The 24,077-nt window shown below is 34.4% G+C and carries 23 protein-coding genes; 8 read left to right on the top strand and 15 right to left on the bottom strand.

Annotation, left to right across the window (positions count from 1 at the left end; all coding sequences use genetic code 11):
• The 4 genes from ACFPTQ_RS01555 to ACFPTQ_RS01540 all read right to left on the bottom strand — a co-directional run bounded on the left by ACFPTQ_RS01555 (nt 1) and on the right by ACFPTQ_RS01540 (nt 4,801).
• Nucleotides 1-2,496, bottom strand: coding sequence for a DUF5686 family protein (locus ACFPTQ_RS01555; RefSeq protein ID WP_379772993.1), 2,496 nt, complete (start codon nt 2,494-2,496; stop codon nt 1-3).
• A gap of 115 nt (nt 2,497-2,611) precedes the next feature.
• A complete protein-coding gene (gene frr, locus ACFPTQ_RS01550; RefSeq protein WP_379772991.1) occupies nt 2,612-3,175 on the bottom strand; it encodes a ribosome recycling factor in 564 nt (187 codons plus the stop codon).
• A gap of 71 nt (nt 3,176-3,246) precedes the next feature.
• Nucleotides 3,247-3,954 carry a UMP kinase gene (gene pyrH, locus ACFPTQ_RS01545; RefSeq protein ID WP_278034671.1) on the bottom strand — a complete coding sequence of 236 codons (708 nt, stop codon included), beginning with the start codon at nt 3,952-3,954 and terminating at the stop codon, nt 3,247-3,249.
• 61 nt (nt 3,955-4,015) lie between these two features.
• Nucleotides 4,016-4,801 (bottom strand): patatin-like phospholipase family protein, encoded by a 786-nt coding sequence (locus ACFPTQ_RS01540; protein WP_379772989.1) that lies wholly within the window; start codon nt 4,799-4,801, stop codon nt 4,016-4,018.
• Between the two features lie 106 nt (nt 4,802-4,907).
• Between ACFPTQ_RS01540 and ACFPTQ_RS01535 the strand changes: the two genes are divergently transcribed.
• Nucleotides 4,908-5,564 carry a thioredoxin family protein gene (locus tag ACFPTQ_RS01535; RefSeq protein WP_379772987.1) on the top strand — a complete coding sequence of 219 codons (657 nt, stop codon included), beginning with the start codon at nt 4,908-4,910 and terminating at the stop codon, nt 5,562-5,564.
• A 31-nt stretch (nt 5,565-5,595) separates the two neighbouring features.
• On the opposite strand, the gene ACFPTQ_RS01530 is transcribed toward ACFPTQ_RS01535, so the two are convergent.
• The 7 genes from ACFPTQ_RS01530 to ACFPTQ_RS01500 all read right to left on the bottom strand — a co-directional run bounded on the left by ACFPTQ_RS01530 (nt 5,596) and on the right by ACFPTQ_RS01500 (nt 11,285).
• Entirely contained in the window at nt 5,596-6,144 is a 549-nt protein-coding gene (locus ACFPTQ_RS01530; RefSeq protein ID WP_379772984.1) for a hypothetical protein, read from the bottom strand.
• A gap of 67 nt (nt 6,145-6,211) precedes the next feature.
• A complete protein-coding gene (gene truB / locus ACFPTQ_RS01525) occupies nt 6,212-6,925 on the bottom strand; it encodes a tRNA pseudouridine(55) synthase TruB (RefSeq protein ID WP_379772982.1) in 714 nt (237 codons plus the stop codon).
• Nucleotides 6,925-7,710 carry an undecaprenyl-diphosphate phosphatase gene (locus ACFPTQ_RS01520; RefSeq protein ID WP_379772979.1) on the bottom strand — a complete coding sequence of 262 codons (786 nt, stop codon included), beginning with the start codon at nt 7,708-7,710 and terminating at the stop codon, nt 6,925-6,927. Before ACFPTQ_RS01520 ends, truB begins: the two co-directional genes overlap by 1 nt.
• 73 nt (nt 7,711-7,783) lie before the next feature.
• A complete protein-coding gene (locus ACFPTQ_RS01515) occupies nt 7,784-8,014 on the bottom strand; it encodes a DUF3098 domain-containing protein (RefSeq protein WP_379772977.1) in 231 nt (76 codons plus the stop codon).
• An 83-nt stretch (nt 8,015-8,097) separates the two neighbouring features.
• Entirely contained in the window at nt 8,098-8,976 is an 879-nt protein-coding gene (locus ACFPTQ_RS01510; protein WP_379772974.1) for a cell division protein FtsX, read from the bottom strand.
• A 99-nt stretch (nt 8,977-9,075) separates the two neighbouring features.
• Nucleotides 9,076-9,813 carry a sulfite exporter TauE/SafE family protein gene (locus tag ACFPTQ_RS01505; RefSeq protein WP_278034678.1) on the bottom strand — a complete coding sequence of 246 codons (738 nt, stop codon included), beginning with the start codon at nt 9,811-9,813 and terminating at the stop codon, nt 9,076-9,078.
• An 86-nt stretch (nt 9,814-9,899) separates the two neighbouring features.
• Entirely contained in the window at nt 9,900-11,285 is a 1,386-nt protein-coding gene (locus ACFPTQ_RS01500) for an alginate export family protein (protein WP_379772971.1), read from the bottom strand.
• A 212-nt stretch (nt 11,286-11,497) separates the two neighbouring features.
• On the opposite strand from ACFPTQ_RS01500, the gene ACFPTQ_RS01495 reads away from it, so the two are divergent.
• Complete coding sequence (locus tag ACFPTQ_RS01495) at nt 11,498-14,599, top strand: leucine--tRNA ligase (protein WP_379772969.1); 3,102 nt, start codon at nt 11,498-11,500, stop codon at nt 14,597-14,599.
• 210 nt (nt 14,600-14,809) lie between these two features.
• Entirely contained in the window at nt 14,810-15,499 is a 690-nt protein-coding gene (locus ACFPTQ_RS01490; RefSeq protein ID WP_379772967.1) for a zinc metallopeptidase, read from the top strand.
• Nucleotides 15,500-15,601: 102 nt separating this feature from the next.
• Here ACFPTQ_RS01490 and ACFPTQ_RS01485 read toward each other — a convergent pair whose 3' ends face one another.
• The 3 genes from ACFPTQ_RS01485 to ACFPTQ_RS01475 all read right to left on the bottom strand — a co-directional run bounded on the left by ACFPTQ_RS01485 (nt 15,602) and on the right by ACFPTQ_RS01475 (nt 17,529).
• The gene (locus tag ACFPTQ_RS01485) at nt 15,602-15,955 is read right to left on the bottom strand and encodes a hypothetical protein (protein WP_379772965.1); all 354 of its coding nucleotides are present in this window, start codon (nt 15,953-15,955) and stop codon (nt 15,602-15,604) included.
• 138 nt (nt 15,956-16,093) lie between these two features.
• Entirely contained in the window at nt 16,094-16,843 is a 750-nt protein-coding gene (locus tag ACFPTQ_RS01480) for a uroporphyrinogen-III synthase (protein WP_379772963.1), read from the bottom strand.
• A gap of 14 nt (nt 16,844-16,857) precedes the next feature.
• A complete protein-coding gene (locus tag ACFPTQ_RS01475; RefSeq protein WP_379772960.1) occupies nt 16,858-17,529 on the bottom strand; it encodes a DUF4271 domain-containing protein in 672 nt (223 codons plus the stop codon).
• A gap of 107 nt (nt 17,530-17,636) precedes the next feature.
• Here ACFPTQ_RS01475 and ACFPTQ_RS01470 point away from each other — a divergent pair, with 107 nt between their 5' ends.
• Genes ACFPTQ_RS01470 through ACFPTQ_RS01460 form a run of 3 tightly spaced genes read left to right on the top strand, consistent with a single transcriptional unit; the run spans nt 17,637 to nt 20,274 of the window.
• Nucleotides 17,637-18,362, top strand: a complete 726-nt coding sequence (locus ACFPTQ_RS01470; RefSeq protein ID WP_278034684.1) for a polyprenol monophosphomannose synthase — start codon at nt 17,637-17,639, stop codon at nt 18,360-18,362.
• Nucleotides 18,363-18,372: 10 nt separating this feature from the next.
• Nucleotides 18,373-19,713, top strand: a complete 1,341-nt coding sequence (locus ACFPTQ_RS01465) for a dihydroorotase (protein WP_379772958.1) — start codon at nt 18,373-18,375, stop codon at nt 19,711-19,713.
• A 3-nt stretch (nt 19,714-19,716) separates the two neighbouring features.
• On the top strand, nt 19,717-20,274 hold the full coding sequence (locus ACFPTQ_RS01460) for a DUF4296 domain-containing protein (protein ID WP_379772955.1): 558 nt from the start codon (nt 19,717-19,719) through the stop codon (nt 20,272-20,274).
• On the opposite strand, the gene ACFPTQ_RS01455 is transcribed toward ACFPTQ_RS01460, so the two are convergent.
• Complete coding sequence (locus ACFPTQ_RS01455) at nt 20,267-21,259, bottom strand: NAD-dependent epimerase/dehydratase family protein (RefSeq protein ID WP_379772953.1); 993 nt, start codon at nt 21,257-21,259, stop codon at nt 20,267-20,269. The two genes, ACFPTQ_RS01460 and ACFPTQ_RS01455, sit on opposite strands and share 8 nt — an antisense overlap.
• Nucleotides 21,260-21,425: 166 nt before the next feature.
• On the opposite strand from ACFPTQ_RS01455, the gene tyrS reads away from it, so the two are divergent.
• Both tyrS and uxuA read left to right on the top strand, forming a co-directional pair.
• Nucleotides 21,426-22,718, top strand: coding sequence for a tyrosine--tRNA ligase (gene tyrS, locus ACFPTQ_RS01450; RefSeq protein WP_379772950.1), 1,293 nt, complete (start codon nt 21,426-21,428; stop codon nt 22,716-22,718).
• 146 nt (nt 22,719-22,864) lie between these two features.
• Nucleotides 22,865-24,073: a mannonate dehydratase gene (gene uxuA, locus ACFPTQ_RS01445; RefSeq protein ID WP_379772948.1), complete on the top strand. Its 1,209-nt coding sequence runs from the start codon at nt 22,865-22,867 to the stop codon at nt 24,071-24,073.
• Nucleotides 24,074-24,077: the final 4 nt, after the last annotated feature.

Below are 24,077 nucleotides of genomic sequence, written 5' to 3'. Positions count from 1 at the left end.
TTAAAAACCTAAATTCAGTACATAACTCAATTTGATGGCAATATTGTCTTGTAGTTTTGGTAGCTGATTTGGACCATAACGGAAAAATGTAGTCAAACCTAAGCCATTAAAAATTTGGTTTAATTCGATTCCCGATTCAAAAAAACCATCCTTTAAGGTTTTGAAATTTAATCCCAGATGTTGTTCGGGATGTTCTAGATTTCCCCAAGCCATTCTGGAAACTAATACCAGTGATGGCTTTATTTTTTTCAATAAGGTGACACGATTAAAAGCGTGTTTGAATTGGAAATAGGCATATTTATTAGAGAAAAATTCATTGAAAAACATGGTCTCAAAACTGTTTTTTCCTCCAAAAGTAATTCTTTGGATAATGGTTTCTTTGGTAATATTATTTGGAGAGGTATTGTACAAATGGGTCAAAGGGACATCCCCATTGGCATAACCTGCCTGAACTAATAAAGAGGTTTTATGACCGTTGAGGTATTTTTTTTCATATTCGGTTTTGAAGTCAAATTTGCTAAAATCAAAATCATTTTTCCATAGATTACCTAAGGTTTGAGTAAATTGAAAGGTGAATTTTGGATAGCGTTTTTCTGTTTCAATTCGGCCAGTTGGAGTTTGCATATAATCGCTAAAAGGACTCCATTGTAAGGAAACCATGGCAGTCGATAAGTTGTAAGCTGTAAATAGTTTGTCTTTTAGATGGAATGCGTAATCAAATTTTGGTGTTATCTCGCTTTTAGAAATCTCCCAAACGCTTTCAGTTTTTGGGATTTTCTTCGTTTCTATATAGGTTTTCCAACTTATATAATTGTAAAAAGTGCTGATATTTATAGGTCTTGGGTCGTAAATTTTGAAAGGTTTTTTTTCGATAGAAAAAGAGGTACTCGCAATTTCTCGAATATCATCTGTATAGGAAAACCCTAACCAAGAGTTGGTACGGCTATCCATTTTAACCGCAGCTCCAATACTCCCTTTAAAAATTCCATCTTTGGTTCCATAGGCATAATAACCATCTATTCGGAATAGTTTAGACAGTCTGTCATTGGTTACCCCGCCTAAGCCTAAACGGAAACCTTCGTAATTGTTGTAGCTAAATATTTTACGTAAGTCTAAATCAAAAAAACCAATAGGTAAATAGCCATTGATTGCTTTCTTGCCAAATTGTACACGATTTGCAATTTTTCTTCTTACTGAAATGCTATCAAGTTCGCTGTAGGTCCTTTTGCTTCTGTTGTCTATGCTGTCCTTTCGATAATTTTCCCAAAAAGAATCTTCTTTGTTAAAAGCAGTTTTATCAATTTCTACAGCAAAATTTAGATTTGAAATTTGGACTTCGGTGTTGTTTTTAATATCAAAATTATAGCTGTCAGACAGTAAATAAATATAATCCGATGGTTGTTTTTTTCTCGGACTTAAATCCTGTTTCATGTCGCCATCAAATTGAATCGTACCACCGAATATTTTAATATCATCGTCGTTTTTTCCTTTGATAATTTGGAAACTTTTGTGTTTTGGAAACCAAATATTTTCTGTTGGATTGTATTCGAATTCATGAGTTCCGCTGATGTCCAGTAGGCCTCTAATACGCATTATAGCTTTAGTGATAGCGTAATTATTTTGGTCAACATACAAAATACCTTCTAGTCCTTTGGCTTTGCTTTTCTTTTTGTTTTTAAAGTAAATCATATAAGCATTTCTGCCACTGATGACCACTGTATCCAAAAGTTTATAGTTGTATTCCGTAATAGCATCATCAGCTATAGGACTGTTGTATTTGGTTTCAAAAAGTTCATATTTGGGTTCGTATATGGAAAAAGATTGTAGGTTAAAAGCAAGAATTTCATATAGCGGTTGTTTTAATCCTGCCATTTTAGTCCCCAGAATGGTTTCTTTTAAGGTTTTGTTACTAAACTGATATTGTGACACTTTTTCCGTTTGGAATAAATGGCGTTTGCTTACGGTAGTTTTGAATTTGTAATTGGCAGAGTCAATTTTAAAATAGATACCTTCTTTTGTTTTTTTGACGATAATGGAATCTATTTTTCCAGCAATCGAATCAGGATTGGCCGAAACAACTAATTTGTTGTAGGTTTTGAATTCAAAACTTCGCAGTCTTTTTTGAGGATTATTATTGTCTTTTAATGCAATAGTTTTTTTGATGATGGCAATTGCCGCCTTTTCCGAATTGACTACTACTTCATTGAGTTTGTCTGTTTTTTGCGTAAGCAGCACCGGGTAAAAATGATTATTTTGCGCAACATTTATTTTTATTTTTTGGTAACCAATGTAGGAAACATAAAAATAGGAAATAGGGTTTTGAGATACAATGCTGAATTTTCCATCTACATCTGAAGTGCTAATAACACCATCGTTAGTTGTAATAGTAGCAAAAGCAAGTGTTTTTGTTGTGCTGGATTCTTTAACAATTCCATTGATTCGAAATTGTGCTTGAAGCGAAAGGCTAAAGAATAAAAACAAAAAAAGATGCTTCATAGAGTGGGTTTATATCAAAACGTAAATGAATTCATTTTGGTATGGCAAAAGTAGGAATAAAAAATCCGTCGTGATAGAACATCAGGACGGATTTCAATATGTTTTTGTTTGAAAGTTATACTTTCATGATTTCGGCTTCTTTTAGAACAAGAAGTTCGTCAATCTTTTTAATGTAAGTATTCGTTAGATTCTGTACTTCTTCTTCGGCACTTTTACATACATCTTCAGAAGTTCCTTCTTTTTCTAGTTTTTTGATGTCAGTATTCGCATCTTTTCTAGCATTTCTAATCCCGATTTTAGCATCTTCAGCTTCCGCTTTAGCTTGTTTCGCTAATTCACGACGACGATCTTCTGTCAAAGGTGGAACACTAATAATGATTACATCACCATTGTTCATTGGATTAAATCCAAGGTTAGCAATCATAATTGCTTTTTCAATGGTTTGCAACATGCTTTTTTCAAAAGGCTGCAAAGTTATTGTTCTAGCATCAGGTACGCTTATTTTAGCAACTTGATTTAAAGGTGTAGATGAGCCGTAATAGTCTACAAAAACACTCCCCAACATAGCAGGAGAGGCTTTACCAGCACGTATATTTAGAAATTCTTTTTCTAAGTGAGCGATTGAACCTTCCATAGATTCTTGAGCGCTATCCAATATAAATTCAATTTCTTCAGTCATTTTATTTCAGATTTTAGATTTTAGATTTTAGATTTCAGATTTCCTGCTATCTGTAAACTGCCATCTGCTATTTATATATTTACTACAGTTCCAATATTTTCTCCATCGCAGATTCTTTCTAAGTTTCCGCTTTTGTTCATGTCAAAAATAAGGATAGGTAATTTATTTTCTTGGCTTAAAGTAAAGGCTGTAGTGTCCATTACATTTAGTCCTTTTTTGATTACATCATCAAATGAGATAAAGTCGAATTTTACAGCCGAAGCATTTTTCTCTGGGTCAGAATCGTAAACTCCATCTACGCGTGTTCCTTTTAAAATTACATCAGCATTGATTTCGATTCCACGTAATACAGCAGCTGTATCGGTTGTAAAGTAAGGGTTTCCAGTTCCAGCTCCAAAAATTACAATTCTTCCTTTTTCTAAGTGTCTGTCGGCTCTTCTTTTAATATAAGGTTCAGCGATAGACTCCATTTTTAAAGCAGTTTGTAAACGTGTTTTCATGCCTTTTTCTTCAAGTGCACCTTGTAAAGCCATTCCGTTTATAACGGTTGCAAGCATTCCCATATAATCTCCTTGCACTCTGTCCATTCCGTTGCTTGCTCCTGCAACTCCTCTAAAGATATTTCCTCCGCCAATTACGATGGCAATTTCTACTCCTTTTGCGTGAACTTTTTTGATTTCTTCAGCGTATTCAGCTAATCTTACAGGATCAATTCCATATTGACGATCTCCCATTAAAGCTTCTCCGCTTAATTTTAGAAGAATTCTTTTGTATTTCATGTGTATGTTGCGTTGATTGGTGCAAATATAGGGATATTCTTTTTTTCTGAAATAGCACGACTTAAATTTTATAAATTTTGTTTTCAAAGCTGTATTTGGCGGCCTCATAGCCTAAATTGAAAATCGTATCCATTTTTGTTTTATTGGTTTCGAAGGTACTATAAACACTCAGTTCTTTGGGTTGAATAATCCAATCACATTGATTGAATTTCGATATATTAGCGTGTTCCGAAAGGATATCAAATGCTCTTGTGGTAACCGCTCGAATAGAATTTAAATCCTCTGGTTTAATGTTGTTAATAGGGCTTACATAGACGCCAATAATAGTATCGCAATTTTTTCGAAGTAAATCAGTAGGGAAATGATTTAAAATACCGCCATCGCTATAGTGATGGCCATTAATTTGATAAGGCGAAATCACTCCTGGGAACGAACACGAAGCGATGAGTGCATCGACAATCCTAGTTTCTGAATCAAATATTTTAAGTTGGCCTTTAATCATATCGGTAGCGGTGATTTGGGTAGGGATTTCCAAATGAGATAGTTTTGCCTCTTTAAAAACGGCATGAAAATAATCTTTAAAGGCTTCCGAGTCAATCAAACCCGCTTTAGTAAAGGTAATATGTCGCCAATGAAAAAAATAGATGGACTTGAAAAAGTCTAAGATTTCCTCGGGAGTTTTTCCCCAAGCATACATAGCACCAACAATGGAACCTGCACTGGTTCCTGCAATTTTTGTGGGGCGTATGTTTTGTTCTTCTAAAAATTTGATAGCACCCGCATGGGCTAAACCCTTTGTCCCACCACCCGAAAGCGCTAAGCCAATTGATTTTGTGTGTAAGTTCATTTTGGGGTAGTTTTTTATAAAATTACGATTTTTGTTCATTTGAATGTGATTTTTGTCATAGTAAATCCATTCTTTGTGCTGTATTTTTGTTCAAAACTTAAAAGATATGATTTCATCAATTGCCAGAGCATTAACGGAAAGCTATACCTATTCAGCATATAGACAATTAGTAAGCGATTTATTAAAAGAAGGAAAGTCAACAGGACATCAACAAACGGAAGATTTAACTCATTATAGTGCTTTAAACGAGACTCGTATGAATCGTTTGGATAAAACTATGAAAATTTCGGAGGATAGTATTAATCAACTAAAGTCTTTGCAGAATGAGTTTGTTTGGATTGTGATTTCAGAAGGTTGGTGTGGCGATGCAGCCCAACTTTTGCCTGTTTTTAATAAAATGAGTGAGGCTAGTGAAGGTAAAATTGAAATGAGAATCGTTCTGAGAGATGAGCATTTGGACGTAATGGATCAATTTTTGACCAATAACGCCAGAGCAATCCCTAAACTGATAGTTCTAGAAAAAGAGACTTCAAATGTGGTAGCACAATGGGGACCAAGACCTAAACCCGCTTTTGATTTGATTGTAAATTATAAAAAAGAGCACGGGATTATTGATGAGACGATCAAAACGGAATTGCAGTTGTGGTATTTACATGATAAAGGAATGACGACTCAAAAAGAAATTATAGAAATGATGCTAGCGGTAGATCAGGAGATTTTGCAAAATGAAATTTTGGAAAAAGTAAAAGTCGGTTTAAAATAGTTCAAACAAATTAGTTTTTTCAAAAAAGGTTTTAAGGTTTTGTTTTATTGATGTTGGTTCTTGTTTTTTTGTTGAATGCTGTAAATGCCAACCCCAAGCTGAATGTGGTCACTTTATCAGGGGTGTACAATTTAAATCCATATTGGGTGAGTTCAATAAAAAAAGAATAACCTTCAATGCCTTCATATCCGAGGCTTATTTTTTGAAAGTCATCATGTAGATTTCCGCGACCTAAGACTATGGACTTGCCGTAAGCAGGTTGGATGTATAAAAAATCTTCAGGGCCAAGTTGTAAACTTAATTTAAGATTGGCATAGGCAGGAATTACTACTAATTTTCTGGAACCTATCCAGTCAATTCCAGAATGTAATCCTATGGATATTGTTCGGTTAAAATGAATGCCCTCTCCGAATTTTAAACTTAAGCCATCAGGTAAAAACCAATATTCGTCGTCGCCCCGGTTTACATTTTCTTTTAGTGGAACCGATACACCAAAATAGGTGTAGGAACCTTGTTGAAATTGAGCGAAACTAGGTAATGAGTATCCTATTAATATTAGTATGTAAGTTAGGGTTTTCATAATTGGATTTTTTGATAATCAGTATGAAATAGACACCTTATTCTTGATATACTAAAGTTAGTTAAAATTAAGATTGGTTGTTGTTGTGAGTTGAAATTATACTTTCTTCAAACAGCGTAATATCGATAGCGTTTTTTACATCGTAATCGCCAATTTTTGTTCGACGCAACACTGTCAAGTGAGAACCAGAATTCAAGGCTTTTCCAAAATCATAAGCAAGGGAACGAATGTAAGTTCCTTTGCTACAAACCACTCTGAAATCAATTTCAGGTAATGCAATTCGGGTGATTTCAAATTCGTGAATGGTAGTTTTTCGACTGGCAATTTCCACTTCTTCTCCGGCACGGGCGTGTTCGTAAAGGCGTTTTCCGTCTTTTTTGATAGCCGAAAAAATGGGTGGTTTTTGATCAATTTCGCCTAAAAATTGTTTCACCGTTTCGTGAATTAAAGCTTCATCAATATGTGCTGTTGGAAAATTAGCGTCGATTTCGGTTTCTAAATCATAAGAAGGCGTAGTGGCGCCAATATAAAAAGTACCGGTATATTCCTTAGCCTGACCTTGAAGTTCAGCAATTCTTTTGGTGAATTTTCCAGTGCAAATTAGTAACAAACCAGTCGCTAATGGATCGAGAGTTCCGGCATGACCAATTTTGAATTTTTTAGGTAAGCCTACTTTGTTGATGAGTAGGTATTTTAATTTATTCACCGCTTGAAATGAACTCCATTTCAAAGGTTTGTCTATTAATAAAACTTGTCCTTCTAGATATTCTTCGCGCGTCATTAGATAACCGTCAGTGGGTGAATGAAATAATGAATTATCAACAGGATTAATCCGGCAGCAATACGATAATAACCAAAAATTTTAAATCCTCTGTTACTTAAAAAAGTAATAAACGATTTGATGGCTAAAAGTGCAACAATAAAAGCTACAATATTACCAATAACTAATAAGTTAATTTGGTCACCAGTTAATACATAACCGTCTTGGTAATAATCAAAACATTTTTTAGCAGTTGCTCCCAACATTGTTGGAATTGCCAAGAAAAATGAAAACTCGGCAGCAGCAGTTCTGGATAATTTTTGAGACATTCCTCCAACAATGGAAGCGCCACTTCGGGAAACTCCTGGAATCATGGCTAGACATTGAAACAATCCAATTTTGACTGCTTTAGTATAAGTGATTTCAGTTTCTTCGGAAGTATTAAACCATTCATCTACTTTTAGTAAAATGATTCCACCTACTAATAATGAGATGGCGACCGTAACTGGGTTTTCTAATAAGGCGTCAATTTTTTTGCTGAAAAGTAAACCTAAAACGACAGCAGGAATGAAGCCTACCAATAATTTGAAATAAAAATCAAAAGATTGAAAAAAGCGTTTGAAGTACAATACCAAAACAGATAGAATAGCACCTAATTGGATAACAATAGTAAAAAGCTTTGTGAAATCTTCTTGTGCGATTCCGTAAAAAGAAGACGCAATAATCATATGACCAGTTGAAGAAATAGGTAAAAACTCGGTAATTCCTTCAATGATAGCAAGAACAATAGCTTGTAATGTGTTCATTTTGTAGTAATCAGTTTTCAGTTTTTAGTTTTCAGGCTGAGCTTGTAGAAGCCTTTTTACCTAAAAACGATAACTATTTATTTTTTTTAAAAATGGAATAAATGGTAATTCCAAAACCAATTAAAACGGTTGTTGGTGCTAATCGGATTCTTCTAAAGTCAAAAATAGCATCGCTGTAAACCTTAGGATCATCGCTGCCACCACCTGACATTAATATAAAACCTATCGTAATTACAGCAATTCCTATAAATAGAAATTTGTAGTTTACTTTATCAAATAAGAATTCTTGTTTATTGTTTTCCATCTTTTAATTGCGAGGGACGAAGCAATCTCATCCCTATATTTTAAGTTTATGTCTTTTCTTCTTTTAAATCTACATTTAAAAAACTAATATAAGTCGTCTGTTCTTAGATTTAAAAATCGTTGTGTAGCAAAATGAGTGCTTAACCAAGTTATTAAAACCCCAAATCCAAATACGCCAAGAAGTACAAGTGCAATAAGTCCTTTGTTTTCCAGGATTCCTAAGTCAGGGAAATTAGAATGAACATAAGATAAAAGTCCAATGAGAGCTAAGATGGCTAAAGCTGCCCCAAGCATTCCTAGTTTGATACTTCGTAATACAAAAGGTTTTCTAATAAATGATTTTGTTGCACCTACCATTTGCATGGTTTTGATGATAAATCGGTTTGAGTAAATAGAAAGTCGTAACGAACTGTTAATTAATAAAACAGCGATAAAAGTCAAGAAACCACTAATAATCAAAATCCACATACTCACTTTCTTGATGTTATCATTTACGAGGTTTACTAATTGTTTGTCGTAAACGATATCTGAAATCATTGGGTTTTTCATACGTAGCTGACGTTCAATTTTAGCTACACTATCTTTTTCTACATAAGCCGCTTTGATATGGATGTCATAGGAGTTTTGCAAAGGATTCTCTCCTAAAAAAGTTAGGAAATCCTCACCAATAATGTCGGTGTGTTGTTTAGCAGCGTCTTCTTTACTTACATATACAATTTGCTTAGCAAAGGGAGCTCTTTTTAGTTCGGCACCAAAATTTTTCAGAATCGTATCGTTAGCTTCGTTTTTAAAGAAAACCGTCATGGCGATTTTTTCTTTAAAGTCGTCGGCTAATTTTTTAGAATTGATGATAAAAAGCCCTAGTGTTCCTAGTAAAAATAATACCAAGAAAATACTTAAAACTACCGAAAAATAAGAGGAAATTAACCTGCGTTTTTGGAACTTATCAAATGAAGAACTCATAGTTTACTTTAATTATGGGGTAAAAATAATAAAGAATTTCTTTATATGAAGTTAATAACGATCAAAGTTTCATTATTTGTATGCTAAAACATGAAATTTTTATGTAAAAAGCAATTTTAATCCTGCAATAGTTAATCCAAGTGCTAAAAGATATTTTAATGTTTTGCTGTTGAATTTTTGACTACCAAAATAAGATCCCAAAAGTCCACCTATGATTGTCGCCATGACAGCTATTTGTAAATCTTCGGTTAGATTAAATCCGCCTTTTTGAACTTGTCCATATAATCCAGACAAGGAATTAACAAAAATGAACAATGCCGATACAGCCGCCGTTTCTTTTAATTTGGCCCAACGCATTAATAACATTAGCGGACTTAAAATAATTCCTCCGCCAATGCCCAGTAGTCCCGAAAGTAATCCGATACTACCTCCTGAAAATAATCCAGCCCATAAAGGGATTTCTCGATTCGGTTCCTTGCTGTCTTCAAATTGATAGATAAGGCGAATGATCGAAATAAAAATGCAAATCCCCAATATTTTTTTATAAATAGCATCTGGTAAACTCATGGTTCCACCCCAATAGGCTAAGGGTATACTGGCTAACATAAACGGAAGAAAAAGTTTTAGTTTAAATGCACCAGCTCTATAAAAACCTATAAAAGAAAATAAGGATACCGCTAAATTCATCACTAAAGCGGATTGTTTCATCATGGCTGGAGCTATTCCTGCTAATGCCATAATCGCCAGATAACCGCTAGCACCGCCATGACCAACAGAGGAATATAAAAAGGCGACTAATGCAAATAAAAAAAGCAAACCTATGGTAGTATAATCCATTTTTGGTACTGTTTTATGAAAAAATATTTTTCAAAAATAAGTATTTATACGTAGTTATTTGTTTTTTCTCATCTTATAATATCGAATTATTTTTTTAAGCTAAATAATTCAGGTTTAAAAGTGATCATTAAGTAGCTCCATACGGGAATGATGTTGCTATTTCCTCCTTTGATTTTCTCCAAACTTTTTTCGGCAGCCATGAATGAAAAACCAAAATCAATCATCGTAAAGTTATTGTATTTGTAATGGGCGGATAAATCGTTTTCAAAACCCAAATAAGGTTTGATATTATTATTCAAATTGTCTTTTACTTTGTTTTGTAAGTAAAACAAATGAAAATCAGAACGCAGACTTAGTTTGCTATTCACATCATAAATAAGATGTAGGTAAGGATTGATTAATCCACCATTTTTTAAATCATAAGGAAAAGAGATAAAATAGTCCATATTACCCATAAAACGCCAGGCTACACCATAAAGTGTAACAAAAGATTTAGAGGTTGAACTGGGTTTATCAGCATTATCGCCACTCATGTATTCCGCTCCTAAACGCGTGGTAAATTTGTTTTTCTTCCATTGAATTTCAGGTTGAAAATAATAGGCCGAAATTTTATTCCCATCCTGTAATTGACCATATTGATAGTAACCACTCAACGTTAAGTATAGATTTTCTTTTTCAAATTCAATTCGGCCACCCGAAGTGACACGTGTGTACATGGTTCTTGGATTGATTTTACTTTCATAACCATCAGCCGAATTGAGTGTAGATAGGTTAAAATGAGGACTCAATTTTGCCTTTAAGTAATGCACATGAAGCATTTTATAATTGGTAAATGTTGTTGGTGCATAATTGGTTTCGAAAATTCGTTCGGAAGTTTGATTGAAAGCCGAGATGAATTCAGAATGTATGTTTTTACTATTGTAAATCAGGTTGATTCCATCGTGAGCTCTGGCTGCCTGACTCCAGTTGGCCGCCGAAAAAAGTCGGCCGTTGTCTAATTCCAGTTTTTGGCGACCCATTTTTACCGAAAAATGATCTGTAATTCCTGCCTCGACATAGGCTTCAAATACATTCAAAGAACCAGAACTTGAAGTTTGACCATATTGCCCCCAAACCCTGAGATCCTGAATCGAAGTATGAAATTTAAATTTTGGTTGGTCGTATGAAAAATTCAATCGGCTTCTTTGTGTGCCAAAAAAAGCTGCTTTCGAATCCGAAGTTCGTAATTGTCTGTAGCCATCTCGATATTCCATTCTTGGACGAAATTCTAATCCTAAAGTGAAATTTTTGTTTTCTAAAGTTGTCTTTTGGGGAACAGTGTTTAAATTTAATATTGAATCGGCTTCTTTTTGAGTAATCAGTTTTTTTTGCAACAACAAATTGGTGATTGCGCTATTGTCTTGGGCAAAAATTTTTCCAACAAAAAATAATGAGGTAACGAAAAATAGGTGAAATAGAAGCTTTTTTTTCATCAATATAGGTATAGTGTAAACTCTTTCAATAGTTTGCAAAAATAGGTTTTTAACTCATTCGAATTTCACTCCGTATTTGTTTTATTTCTTCTTTTCTCAAAATTACTTTGGTGCAATGTGCAATAAGCGTAAATTTGCGGCTCAATTTTTTTTGTAACCCATTCAGGGTTCAAAACCCTGAATGGGTTTAATTTAAAATTAAAATAAAAGGAATGAAATACAATCCGAACGAAATAGAAGCCAAATGGCAAAAATACTGGGCTGATCATAAAACTTTTGCAGCCGAAAATAATTCAGCTAAACCAAAACACTACGTTTTAGATATGTTTCCTTATCCTTCGGGAGCGGGATTACACGTGGGGCATCCGCTGGGATATATTGCTTCGGATGTGTATTCAAGATATAAAAGACATCAAGGATTTAATGTGTTGCACCCAATGGGTTACGACAGTTTTGGATTGCCAGCCGAACAATATGCGATTCAAACAGGGCAACGTCCGGAAGATACTACCCGCGTGAATATTGACGGGGGAGTGGATAAAGAAGGAAACCAAATTGCAGGTTACCGCAAGCAATTGGATAAAATTGGTTTTTCATTTGATTGGGACAGAGAAGTGCGAACTTCAAATCCGGATTATTACAAGCATACCCAATGGATTTTTATCCAATTATTCAATTCTTGGTACAACAAAGATTCAGATAAGGCCGAAGATATTTCGACTTTAATTGCCATTTTTGAAAAAGAAGGAAATACAAATGTAAATGCAGTTTGCGACGATTCTATTCAATCTTTTTCTGCTGCTGAGTGGAATGCTTTCGCAAAAGAAGAACAAGAAAAAATATTGTTGCAATACCGTTTGACTTATTTGGCAGAGACCGAAGTAAACTGGTGTCCAGGATTAGGAACTGTTTTAGCCAATGACGAAATTGTAAACGGCGTTTCAGAACGTGGAGGATATCCTGTAATTCGTAAAAAGATGACCCAATGGAGCATGCGTATTTCGGCTTATGCAGAGCGTTTGTTGCAAGGATTAGATACCATCGATTGGAGCGAAAGCATCAAAGAAAGTCAGCGTAACTGGATTGGAAAATCCGTTGGTGCGATGGTGACTTTCAAAGTTAGAAGTCAGGAGTTAGAAGTTAGAAGTGAGGAACTTAAGATTGACGTATTTACAACAAGACCAGACACTATTTTCGGAGTGACTTTTATGACTTTGGCACCAGAACACGAATTGGTAGCTCAAATCACTATTCCAGAACAAAAAGAAGCAGTTGAGGCTTATATTGAAAAAACGGCTAAACGTTCGGAGCGTGAGCGTATGGCTGATGTAAAAACCATTTCTGGTGTATTTACAGGTGCCTATGCGGAACATCCGTTTACAAAAGAAGCGATTCCGGTTTGGATTGGCGATTATGTGTTGGCAGGATATGGAACAGGTGCAGTAATGGCGGTTCCTTGTGGAGACGAGAGAGATTATGCTTTTGCTAATTTCTTCAAAGGAACTAATGGAATGCCTGAAATCAAAAATATTGTCGATAAAGACATTTCAGAAGGAGCGTTTGGTGGGAAAGAAGGATTCCAATTAGTGAATTCTGATTTCTTAAATGGCATGGGTTACAAAGACGGAACGAAGAAAGTTATTGCCGAATTAGAAAAATTAGGACAGGGATATGGTAAGGTTAATTACCGTTTGCGTGATGCGGTTTTCTCCCGTCAGCGTTATTGGGGAGAGCCATTCCCGGTATATTATGTGAATGGTTTGCCAAAAATGATTGATGCACAACATTTGCCAATCATTCTTCCAGAAGTTGAAAAGTATTTACCAACCGAAGATGGTTTGCCTCCGTTAGGAAATGCAGCTGTTTGGGCTTGGGACACAGTTCAGAATGCAGTGGTCAGTACGCAGTTGGCAGACAATAAAACAGTATTCCCGTTAGAATTAAATACTATGCCGGGTTGGGCAGGAAGTTCTTGGTATTGGATGCGTTATATGGATGCGCACAATGAAGGAGCTTTTGCAGGTGAAGAGGCTTTGAAATATTGGGAATCGGTTGATTTATATATTGGAGGAAGTGAGCATGCAACAGGTCACTTGTTGTATTCTCGTTTTTGGAACAAATTCTTAAAAGACAAAGGTTTTGCACCAACTGAAGAGCCATTCAAAAAACTGATCAATCAGGGAATGATTTTAGGAACAAGTGCTTTTGTTTATAGATTAGAGTTTTCTCCACATATATTTGGAACTTCTGGCAGAGAAGATAAATCAGGTTTTCTTTATATTGAAGAAATCAAAAAAAGCCTTCCTTCTGTATTTGTATCTAAAAATATTATTGATTCATTTTCAGACTTATCTAAATTAGATCAATACATAAAAGATAATTTCTTGGAAAAAATTATTCAAGGAGAAACTGCTGAATTGATTGAGAGTCTTGAGAAACAAGATTCAAATATTCTTAATATTAGAATAAATGTCGCGAATGTGAATAAAATCCATACGGATGTCAATTTAGTGAATTCTTCTGATGAATTAGATGTGGAAGCATTTAAAAATCACACACTAAATCAAGATTATAAAAATGCAATTTTTATCTTAGACGAAAACGACAAATATATTGTCGGTCGTGAGGTAGAGAAAATGTCGAAATCCAAATACAATGTAGTGACTCCGGATGCTATTTGTGCAGAATATGGTGCAGATACTTTACGTTTATACGAAATGTTCTTAGGACCATTGGAACAGGCAAAACCTTGGAATACAGCTGGTATTTCGGGAGTTTTTGGATTCTTGAAAAAATTATGGCGTTTGTATTTTGATGACAATGGTCTGATTGTAAATAAGGACGAACCAACCAAAGACAACTTAAAAACTTTACACAAAACCATCAAGAAAGTTTCAGAAGATATCGAGAATTTCTCTTTCAATACTTCGGTTTCTCAGTTTATGATTTGTGTTAACGAATTGTCTTCTCAAAATTGTCATTCCCGTGCTATTTTAGAGCCTTTAGCAGTTGTGATTTCGTCTTATGCGCCACATATTGCTGAGGAGTTATGGAGCGCTTTAGGACATGAAGGTTCGATTGCTACCGTAGCTTTCCCTAAATTCGAAGAAAAACATTTAGTAGAATCAGAAAAAGAATATCCGGTTTCTTTCAACGGAAAAATGCGTTTTACTATTAAATTGCCTTTGGATTTAACTAAGGAGCAAATTGAGGAAATCGTAATGAAAGACGAAAGAACCCAAAAACAATTAGACGGTAGAACACCAAATAAGGTGATTATCGTTCCTGGGAAAATTATTAATTTGGTGGGATAGAAATAAATTCCAATATTTTAAAATTCCAAATTCCAATTGTCACACTGAGCTTGTCGAAGTGTAATTGGGATTTGGAATTTTTGCTTTTTGATATTTATTGCTATTGCTAATGAAATTGTGTTTTTTTTAACTAGTGTCAAATTGTCATTTTTGTAATTTGGTTCATAATTTGTTGGTTGTTAAGAAAACAAAAACTAAAAATAAAAAGATATGGGAAGTGGTTATTTAATTCTTGCGGGAGCGATAATGCTTTTTAGCTGGTTAGTAAGTTCGCGATTAAAAAGTAAGTTTGAGCATTATTCACAATTGCGTTTGCAAAACGGGATGAGTGGTGCTGAGATTGCTCAGAAAATGTTATCGGATAATGGGATTTATGATGTTCGAGTAATTTCGACACCAGGTCAATTAACCGATCATTACAATCCGGCGGATAAAACTGTGAATTTAAGTGAAGCTGTTTATAACGAACGCAATGCAGCAGCGGCAGCAGTGGCTGCTCACGAATGTGGTCACGCGGTGCAACACGCTCGTGGCTATGAGTGGCTGACTATGCGATCTAAATTGGTTCCTTTTGTAAATATAGCTTCGTCTTATATGCAATGGGTGTTGTTAGCAGGTATTTTTATGTTGAAAACCTTTCCGGGTTTATTACTTTTCGGAATTATCTTGTTTGCTACAACTACCTTATTTTCCATTGTTACGTTGCCGGTAGAATACGATGCGAGTAATCGCGCTTTGGCTTGGTTAAAAGCTAAAAATATGTTGAATCCAGCGGAGTATGCTGGGGCAGAAGATTCGTTGAAATGGGCAGCTCGTACTTATGTAGTAGCGGCTTTGGGTTCGATAGCAACCTTATTGTATTATCTGTCTATATATTTAGGAGGAAACAGAAGAGAATAGAAAAATAAATTACAAAATATAAATTCCAAATTCCAATGGTCACACTGAGCTTGTCGAAGTGTTATTGGAATTTGGGATTTTTTCATTGAATATTTTCGGTTGTTATTCCAGCATATTTTGTTTTTGCCATTCTACTAAAAGTGCTACTTGAGCTTCTGTTAATGCTGGCTTTTTATTTACAGGAGGCATAAATTTACGATTGTCTTGAGGTAGGTTTACTCTCTCCAGAATGGCAGCTATATGGGTTTTAACTTGTTCATAGTTAGCAAAAGGTTCTTTGCGTCCTTGAGGAGGCATGTGGCAAGGGGTACAGCTGTTTTCGATGATTGGTTTTACATCGTTAGTGTAAGTAATTTTTTTTACATCAACATAGTCTTTGTTTTTTTTGGCCGAACTACAATTGCTAAGTACAGCTGCTAGAGGAAGCATCAATGCAATAATTTTGAATTTGTTCATAAATTTAATATTAAAGTTGGTTTTTTTTAAGACCTCAAAAAAGGATTAGGGTTTAATTTGATTTTAAAATTAATTTCGATAACTGGAATAAAAAAAGCCGCGAAACTCGCGGCTTAAATATATGTAAAAAGTAAGCTGTTATTTAGCTTTATTTACTTCATTAATGTATTTTTCCAATGCCATAGTCATAGAAGGTGTTCCTGGAGCTGGAGCCATAATGTCAACTCTTAGTCCGTGGTCTAAAGCTTCTTTTTGAGTGGTTGGTCCAAAAACTGCAATTCGAGTGTTGTTTTGTTGGAAATCAGGGAAGTTTTTATATAATGATTTGATTCCTGTTGGGCTAAAGAATGCTAAAACGTCATAATAAACATCCGCTAAATCAGACAAATCACTCATTACTGTTCTATAGAAAGTAGCTTGAGTCCAATCTACTTTTAAGTTGTTTAAGGTTTGAGGAGCATCTGCATTTAATTGGTCAGAAGCAGGAAGTAAGAACTTTTCTTCTTTGTATTTTTTGATTAACGGAGCCATGTCGGCAAAATCTTTTGCGCCAACATAAATTTTACGTTTTCTGTAAACAACATACTTTTGTAAATAGAAAGCAATCGCTTCTGATTGACAAAAATACTTTAAACCTTCAGGAACTTTAAAACGCATTTCTTCAGCAACTCTGAAAAAATGATCCACAGCATTTCTACTTGTTAAAATAATTGCAGTAAAATTGTTAAGATCAATTTTTTGAAGTCTAATTTCTTTAGCGCTCACTCCTTCTATGTGGATAAAAGGACGGAAATCAATTTTGATTTTATGTTTCTGTTGGAGTTCAAAGTAAGGTGAGTTCTCTACTTTAGGCTCTGGTTGCGATACCAAAATTGTTTTCACTTTCATATTTTAACATTTTTCTAAGCGCTCCCTTTTGTAAACAAATAATACATAAAAAAATAGGGAGCTATTTCGAGAGTGCAAAGATATAAAATAAAATAAAACAACTTACTGAATATTACATTTTGATATTTTTTTATAGCAAGTGAGTAAGTTAGTACACTTAGCACTAGTATAATGGCAATTATTGCTATAGGAATATTCTGTGAAACAGCATTATAGTAAAAAAGTATAATATTGATAGGAAGAATGATAATTCCAATATACGTTCGATAAGTGATTTTTTGGAGGTTAAATTGCTCCATAAATTCTTCAATATTGAAAGTTGTAGCGATAATTTTTTCGACTAAAAACTTCGATAAGATGAAAAAGAGGAGAAAAGTTACGATACGAATGTATAAGATCCAATCGGTTTTAGAGGCATAGCCAAATAAACTCAACGAAATTTGGATAAAAAAGGCAAATGAAATTACTTGAACTAAAAATAAAGAAATAGTAAAACTGCTTTTTAATTGACTGCTATCACGATAGACTTTAGAATATTTGTCGGAGAAAATGAGATTAATAAAATCACTAAAGCGATTACCATAAACGCCTTTAATTGTCGCAATAATTCCAAAGGCCAGAACAAATAATGCTGTTGCCCAGTCTTTGCTTTCTGTAATTCTCGGATGTAGGAGATATTCTGTCATAGTAAGAGCAAAATTAGTAAAATTTTAAATCAATATTTTTATTATACTATATATTATGTTTCAAATGCTATAAAAAGGTTACTTTTGCGGTGAAATTTCTAGAAAATATGAATAATTGTATTGTTATAATTCCAACCTATAACGAAATTGAAAATGTAGAAAGTATCATAAGGGCAACACTTTCACAACACAAACATTTTCATGTACTTATAGTGGATGATAATTCTCCAGATCATACGGCCGATAGAGTTCGTTTGTTGCAAACAGAATTTGAGGGGCGTTTATTTCTAGAAAGCCGAAAACAAAAATCAGGTTTAGGAACCGCTTATGTTCATGGTTTCAAGTGGGCATTAGCGCATAATTATGAATTTATTTTCGAAATGGATGCCGATTTTTCACATAATCCGCATGATTTAGAAAAGTTGTATAATGCTTGCCATTTTGGCGATGCCGATTTAGCTATCGGTTCGCGTTATGTAACCGGGGTAAATGTAGTGAATTGGCCATTAAACAGGGTGCTGCTGTCTTATTTTGCTTCCGTTTATGTTCGAATGATTACTGGAATGCTTATCCATGATGCTACAGCTGGTTTTGTATGTTACAAAAGAGAGGTTTTAGAAAAAATCAACCTTGACAAAATTAAGTTCGTAGGTTATGCGTTTCAAATAGAAATGAAGTACCGTACTTTTTGTAATAATTTTAAAATTACCGAAGTTCCTATTATTTTTACCGATAGAACGAAAGGACAATCTAAGATGAGTAATTCTATAATTGTCGAAGCCGTTTTTGGGGTGGTTGCCTTACGTTTAAAAAAATTAGTTAACAGATTATAAAACAAAAACAATGAACAGGGTTTTAATTAAGAATGCCAAAATAGTAAATGAAGGAGTAATTTTTGAAGGCGATGTATTAATTGAGAATGACTTAATTGTTGAAATTTCAGAAAGCATTAGTGCAAAATCATCCGATTGTAAAATTGTTGATGCCGAAGGGAATTTTTTAATACCTGGCGCTATTGATGATCAGGTGCATTTTAGAGAACCAGGTTTGACACATAAAGGTGATATCGAGTCCGAATCCAGAGCAGCTGTTGCTGGTGGAATTACGTCGTATATTGAACAACCTAATACGGTTCCAAATGCGGTTACCCAGGAAATTTTAGAAGAAAAATATAAAACGGCTGCCGAAAAATCATTTGCGAATTATTCGTTTATGATGGGAGCAACAAATGATAATTTAGAAGAGGTTTTAAAAACCAATCCTAAAAATGTGGCTGGAATTAAAATATTCTTAGGTTCTTCAACGGGGAATATGTTAGTAGATAATCAGACTACTTTAGAAAGAATTTTTTCAAGTACACCAATGCTTATTGCGGTTCACTGTGAAGATGAAGCGACTATCAAAGCTAATTCGGAAAAATTCAAAGCAGAATATGGTGATGATGTTCCAGTAACGGCGCATCATTTAATAAGAAACGAAGAAGCTTGTTATTTATCTTCTTCAAAAGCAATTGAATTGGCTAAGAAAACAGGGGCTCGTTTGCATGTTTTTCATCTTTCTACAGCAAAAGAGATGGATTTGTTTACCAATAAAATCCCATTAGAAGAAAAGAAAATTACAGCCGAAGTTTGTGTACATCACTTATGGTTTACCAATGATGATTATGAAACGAAAGGGAATTTTATCAAATGGAATCCAGCAGTTAAAACAGCAAAGGATAGAGACGCTTTGTGGAAAGCTTTGTTAGACGATCGTATAGATGTAATTGCAACTGATCATGCACCACATACTTTAGAAGAGAAAAAGCAATCGTATTTGAAAGCGCCTTCTGGTGGGCCATTAGTACAACACGCAGTAGTAGCGATGTTTGAAGCATATCACCAAGGAAAAATTAGCGTGGAGAAAATCGTAGAGAAAATGTGCCACAATCCGGCTAAAATTTTCAAGATTGAAAAACGTGGTTTTATTAGAGAAGGCTATTATGCCGATTTGGTAATTGTAAATGCAGGTTTGCCTTGGGGTGTAAAAAAAGAGAATATCTTTGCTAAATGCGGATGGTCACCTTTTGAAGGATATACTTTCAAATCAAGAATTACGCATACTTTTGTAAACGGTCAATTAGTGTATAATGCTTTTAAAGTAAAAGATATTCGCGCTGGAAAGAGACTATTATTTGATAGATAGGTCATGAAAAAAACGGTTTCATTTTTAGTAATTGTAATGTTGTTCTTAAGCTGTAAAGACGATGCGGTTAAAGAACCAGAACGCCTTATTGATCGAGAGGTGATGGAAAACATTATCTATGATTTATCGCTGCTTGAAGCGATAAAATACAATGAACCTGGTACTACCGAGAAATACATAGTAAATCCAAAGGAATTTATTTTGAGAAAATACAAAGTTGATAGTGCTCAATTTGCGCAAAGCAACATTTATTATGCATCAGATTTTGAAAAATACAAAGCGATGTATGATAGTGTTGTGAAACGTATGGAAAGAAATAGAGTTCATTATGATTCTTTGGTTAAAAAACAAATCAAGAAAGATTCTTTAATTCAAGCTAAAAAAAGAAAAATGGACTCACTTGCTAATGCTAAAAAAGTAGCTTTGGCTAAGAAAGATTCATTAAAAAAGCTAAAGAAAAAAGATTCACTGCTTTTGAAGAGAAAAACAATTAGCACCAAGAAAAAAATACTTTCAACTACCAAAGCCGCAACGATTAAAACCAGTAAAGCAGTTAATTAACTGAAAAGTTATCTTTAATATATTGCTGAATATCTATGAAAGAAGTTTGTAAAGCAGATTTGATTTTTTGATTAGAAAATTCCTTTTTATTCAATAAAGATTGTAAGCTGTCTTTTGAAATTTGCTTTGGTTTAGCAGAAAATAGGGAAAGGAACCAATACAATCTCCACGTTAGACCTGTAAGAAAAGGCTTGGCTTCAATGCTAGGCCTTTTTACTTTTAATGTGTCGGCTATGGTGTTAAAAAGGTCTCTGAAAACGATGTTTTGTCCTATAAGAATAAAACGTTCATTGCAAATTGAACGCTCCATTAATTCAATCATGATTCGTACCACATCATCGACTACAACAAAAGCCGTTTTTCCGTAGGTGTAAAATAACAATCCATCAGCGACTTTTTTAATCAATTGTCCACTACTTTGATTTTCAAAACCAGGTCCAATGATGATTCCTGGATTTACAATAATGACTTGTAAACCTTCTTGTTGTCCTCTCCAAACTTCCATTTCGGCACCATATTTTGAAATAGCATAATCACTATGGTATTTTTCAGGATTCCATTCGGTTTCTTCGGTAATACTTGTTTCATGTGCAGCTAAGTCACCTAAAGCGGCTATAGAACTTACGTGGCATAGTTTTTCAACACCTTTGGCTAAACAAAAATTGACAATATTAGCCGTGCCTTCGATATTTATTTTTCGTAGTATATTTTCGTCTTTTGAGTCAAACGAAATGTATGCAGCACAATGATACACTTGAGTGATTCCTATAAATGCATCTTCTAGCGCTGTAATGTCAAGGATGTCCCCTTTAATCCATTCGACAGCATAAAATAATGTTGATTTTTGGTAATGTTCAAATAAAGATTTTGTTTTTTGAATTCCTTTTTCATCACGGTAAATGGCGCGTATTTTTACTCCATTTTCTGCTAAACGAAGTAATAAATGTGCTCCTACTAAACCTGTTCCTCCTGTGACTAAAATCATAAATGCAAATGTAGCAATTTATCAATTTTATAAGGTAACAATTAGTTTTTTAGATATTTTTTTAAAATTGGTTCATTTTCAAATTTTCAAATTGTCTAATTAAAGCTATCTTTGCGCACACAAAGCCGAAAAGGCTTTACTGATGAAAGTAAATTGATTACAAAAGATGAAAAATTTTATTGAAGAAGTAACTTGGAGAGGTATGCTCCACGATGTTATGCCAGGCACTGAAGAACATTTGATGGAACAAATGCGTGTGGCGTATGTGGGGATTGACCCAACTGCAGATTCATTACATATAGGACATTTAGTTGGAGTAATGTTGTTGAAACATTTTCAAATAGCGGGACACAAACCATTGGCCTTAGTAGGAGGAGCAACTGGGATGATAGGTGATCCGTCTGGAAAATCCAACGAAAGAAATTTATTAGACGAAGCAACATTAAGACATAATCAAGAATCGATTAAAGCACAATTAGGTCGTTTCCTTGATTTCACTTCAGATGCACCTAATGCGGCTGAATTAGTGAACAACTACGACTGGATGAAGAACTTTTCTTTCTTAGACTTCATTCGTGATGTGGGGAAACACATTACCGTAAATTACATGATGGCTAAGGATTCGGTTAAGAAGCGTTTGTCTTCTGAGTCGGCTGAAGGAATGTCATTCACTGAGTTTACCTATCAATTAGTTCAAGGTTATGATTTCTTGCATTTGTACAAAGCAAAAAGTTGTACATTACAAATGGGAGGGAGTGACCAATGGGGAAATATCACTACGGGAACTGAATTAGTTCGCCGAATTGAAGCGGGTAAAGCTTATGCTTTAACGTGTCCATTGATTACAAAAGCAGATGGAACTAAATTTGGTAAATCTGAAGGTGGGAACATCTGGTTAGATGCTGCTAGAACTTCTCCATATAAGTTCTACCAATATTGGTTGAATACTTCGGATGTGGATGCTGAAAAATACATCAAGATTTTTACTTTTTTATCTAAAGAAGAAATCGAAGATTTAACTGAAAAACACAGAGAAGCACCGCATTTAAGATTATTGCAGAAAAAATTGGCTGAGGAAATTACAATTATGGTTCACTCGGCAGAAGATTTAGAAAATGCAATCAAGGCTTCCAATATTTTGTTTGGAAATTCTACTGCAGATGATTTGAAACAATTGAATGAGAAAACTTTCTTAGAAGTTTTTGATGGTGTTCCTCAGGCGAAAGTGGCTAAAGCTGAAATCGAAGCAGGAATCGATATTGTGACGGTTTTAAATGAAAAAACAGGATTTATGAAATCGAATGGAGAAGCAAGACGTGCATTAACGGCTAATTCTATTTCGGTAAATAGAGAGAAAGTAAAAGAAGATTTTGTGCTTTCTACACAGGATTTAATTAATAACCAATTTGTATTGTTACAAAGCGGAAAGAAAAATTATTTCGTGCTTAGAGTTGTCTAACAAGTTATAGTTTTTCTAAATAGATTTTAAAAACCTGACTGCATAAAAGTAGTTAGGTTTTTATGTTTTTAGAAATAAAGTTTTCTATTTTTGGAATTCAAGATTTTCTTGTAGTATATATTATTTATTGAAACAAAAAATAATTTATGGAATTAAAAAAGACACTGAGATGGTTTGGAGCAAAAGATCCTATTAGTTTGGCACAAATTAGGCAAACTGGTGCTACAGGAATTGTTACTGCTTTGCATCATATTCCAAATGGTGAAGTTTGGTCGGTAGAAGAGATTATGAATACTAAAAACAACATTGAATCTTATGGTCTTACTTGGGATGTTGTCGAGAGCTTGCCAGTTCATGAAGATATTAAGAAAGGAAAGCCTAGTCGTGATCAAATTATTGCCAATTATAAAGAAAGTGTCAAAAATTTAGGCAAATGTGGTATTACAACCATTTGCTATAATTTTATGCCAGTTTTAGATTGGGCCAGAACTAATCTGAATTATACTTTGGAAAATGGTACGGTGGCTATGTATTTTGGAGCCGATTTATTTGCCGCTTTTGATCTATTTATTTTAAACAGACCCAATGCTTCAAAGGATTATACTGATGAACAGCTAAAAAAAGCTGAGGCAGTTTATAAAACATTAACCCCTGAAGAGGCGAAGAATTTAGCCTATAATATAATAGTAGCTACCCAATCTTTTATTGATGGTGCGGTAGGAGAAGATGAAAAAGAGCCTATTGCTATCTTTTTGAAATTATTGGCAGAGTACGATGGAATCAATAAACATAAACTAAGAGAGCATTTTGCTTATTTTCTAAAGGAAGTTATTCCTGTTGCTGAAGAATCTGGTGTGCGTTTAGCCGTTCATCCAGATGACCCACCATTTCCATTATTAGGATTGCCTCGTATTGTGAGTACAGGAGAAGATTTTGAGTGGCTGTCTACGGCTTGTCCTTCGATTCATAACGGTATTACGTTTTGTACCGGTTCTTTAGGGGCAAGAAAAGATAATGCACTTGCAGAAATTTTTCAAAAATATGCCGAGCGTGTTCATTTTCTTCATTTGAGAAGTACAAAAATATTAGACAATGGTGATTTTTATGAAACCGAACATTTAGATCCCACAGTTGATTTGGCAGGAGTTATGAAAGCCATTGTTGAAGAACAATTACGAAGAAAAAACACTGGGAGAACCGATTATAATATTCCCATTCGTCCGGATCATGGACATAAAATGTTAGACGACTTTAATCGAAGTGGAAATCCAGGTTATCCTTTGATAGGGAGATTGAAAGGTTTAGCTGAATTAGCGGGTTTAGAAGCAGGAATTCGTTTTATGGCAAATCAATAAATGT

The organism is Flavobacterium sp. GCM10022190, from assembly GCF_042656445.1.
Lineage (GTDB): Bacteria > Bacteroidota > Bacteroidia > Flavobacteriales > Flavobacteriaceae > Flavobacterium > Flavobacterium nitratireducens.
This window is presented reverse-complemented; position numbering and strand designations above follow the sequence as displayed.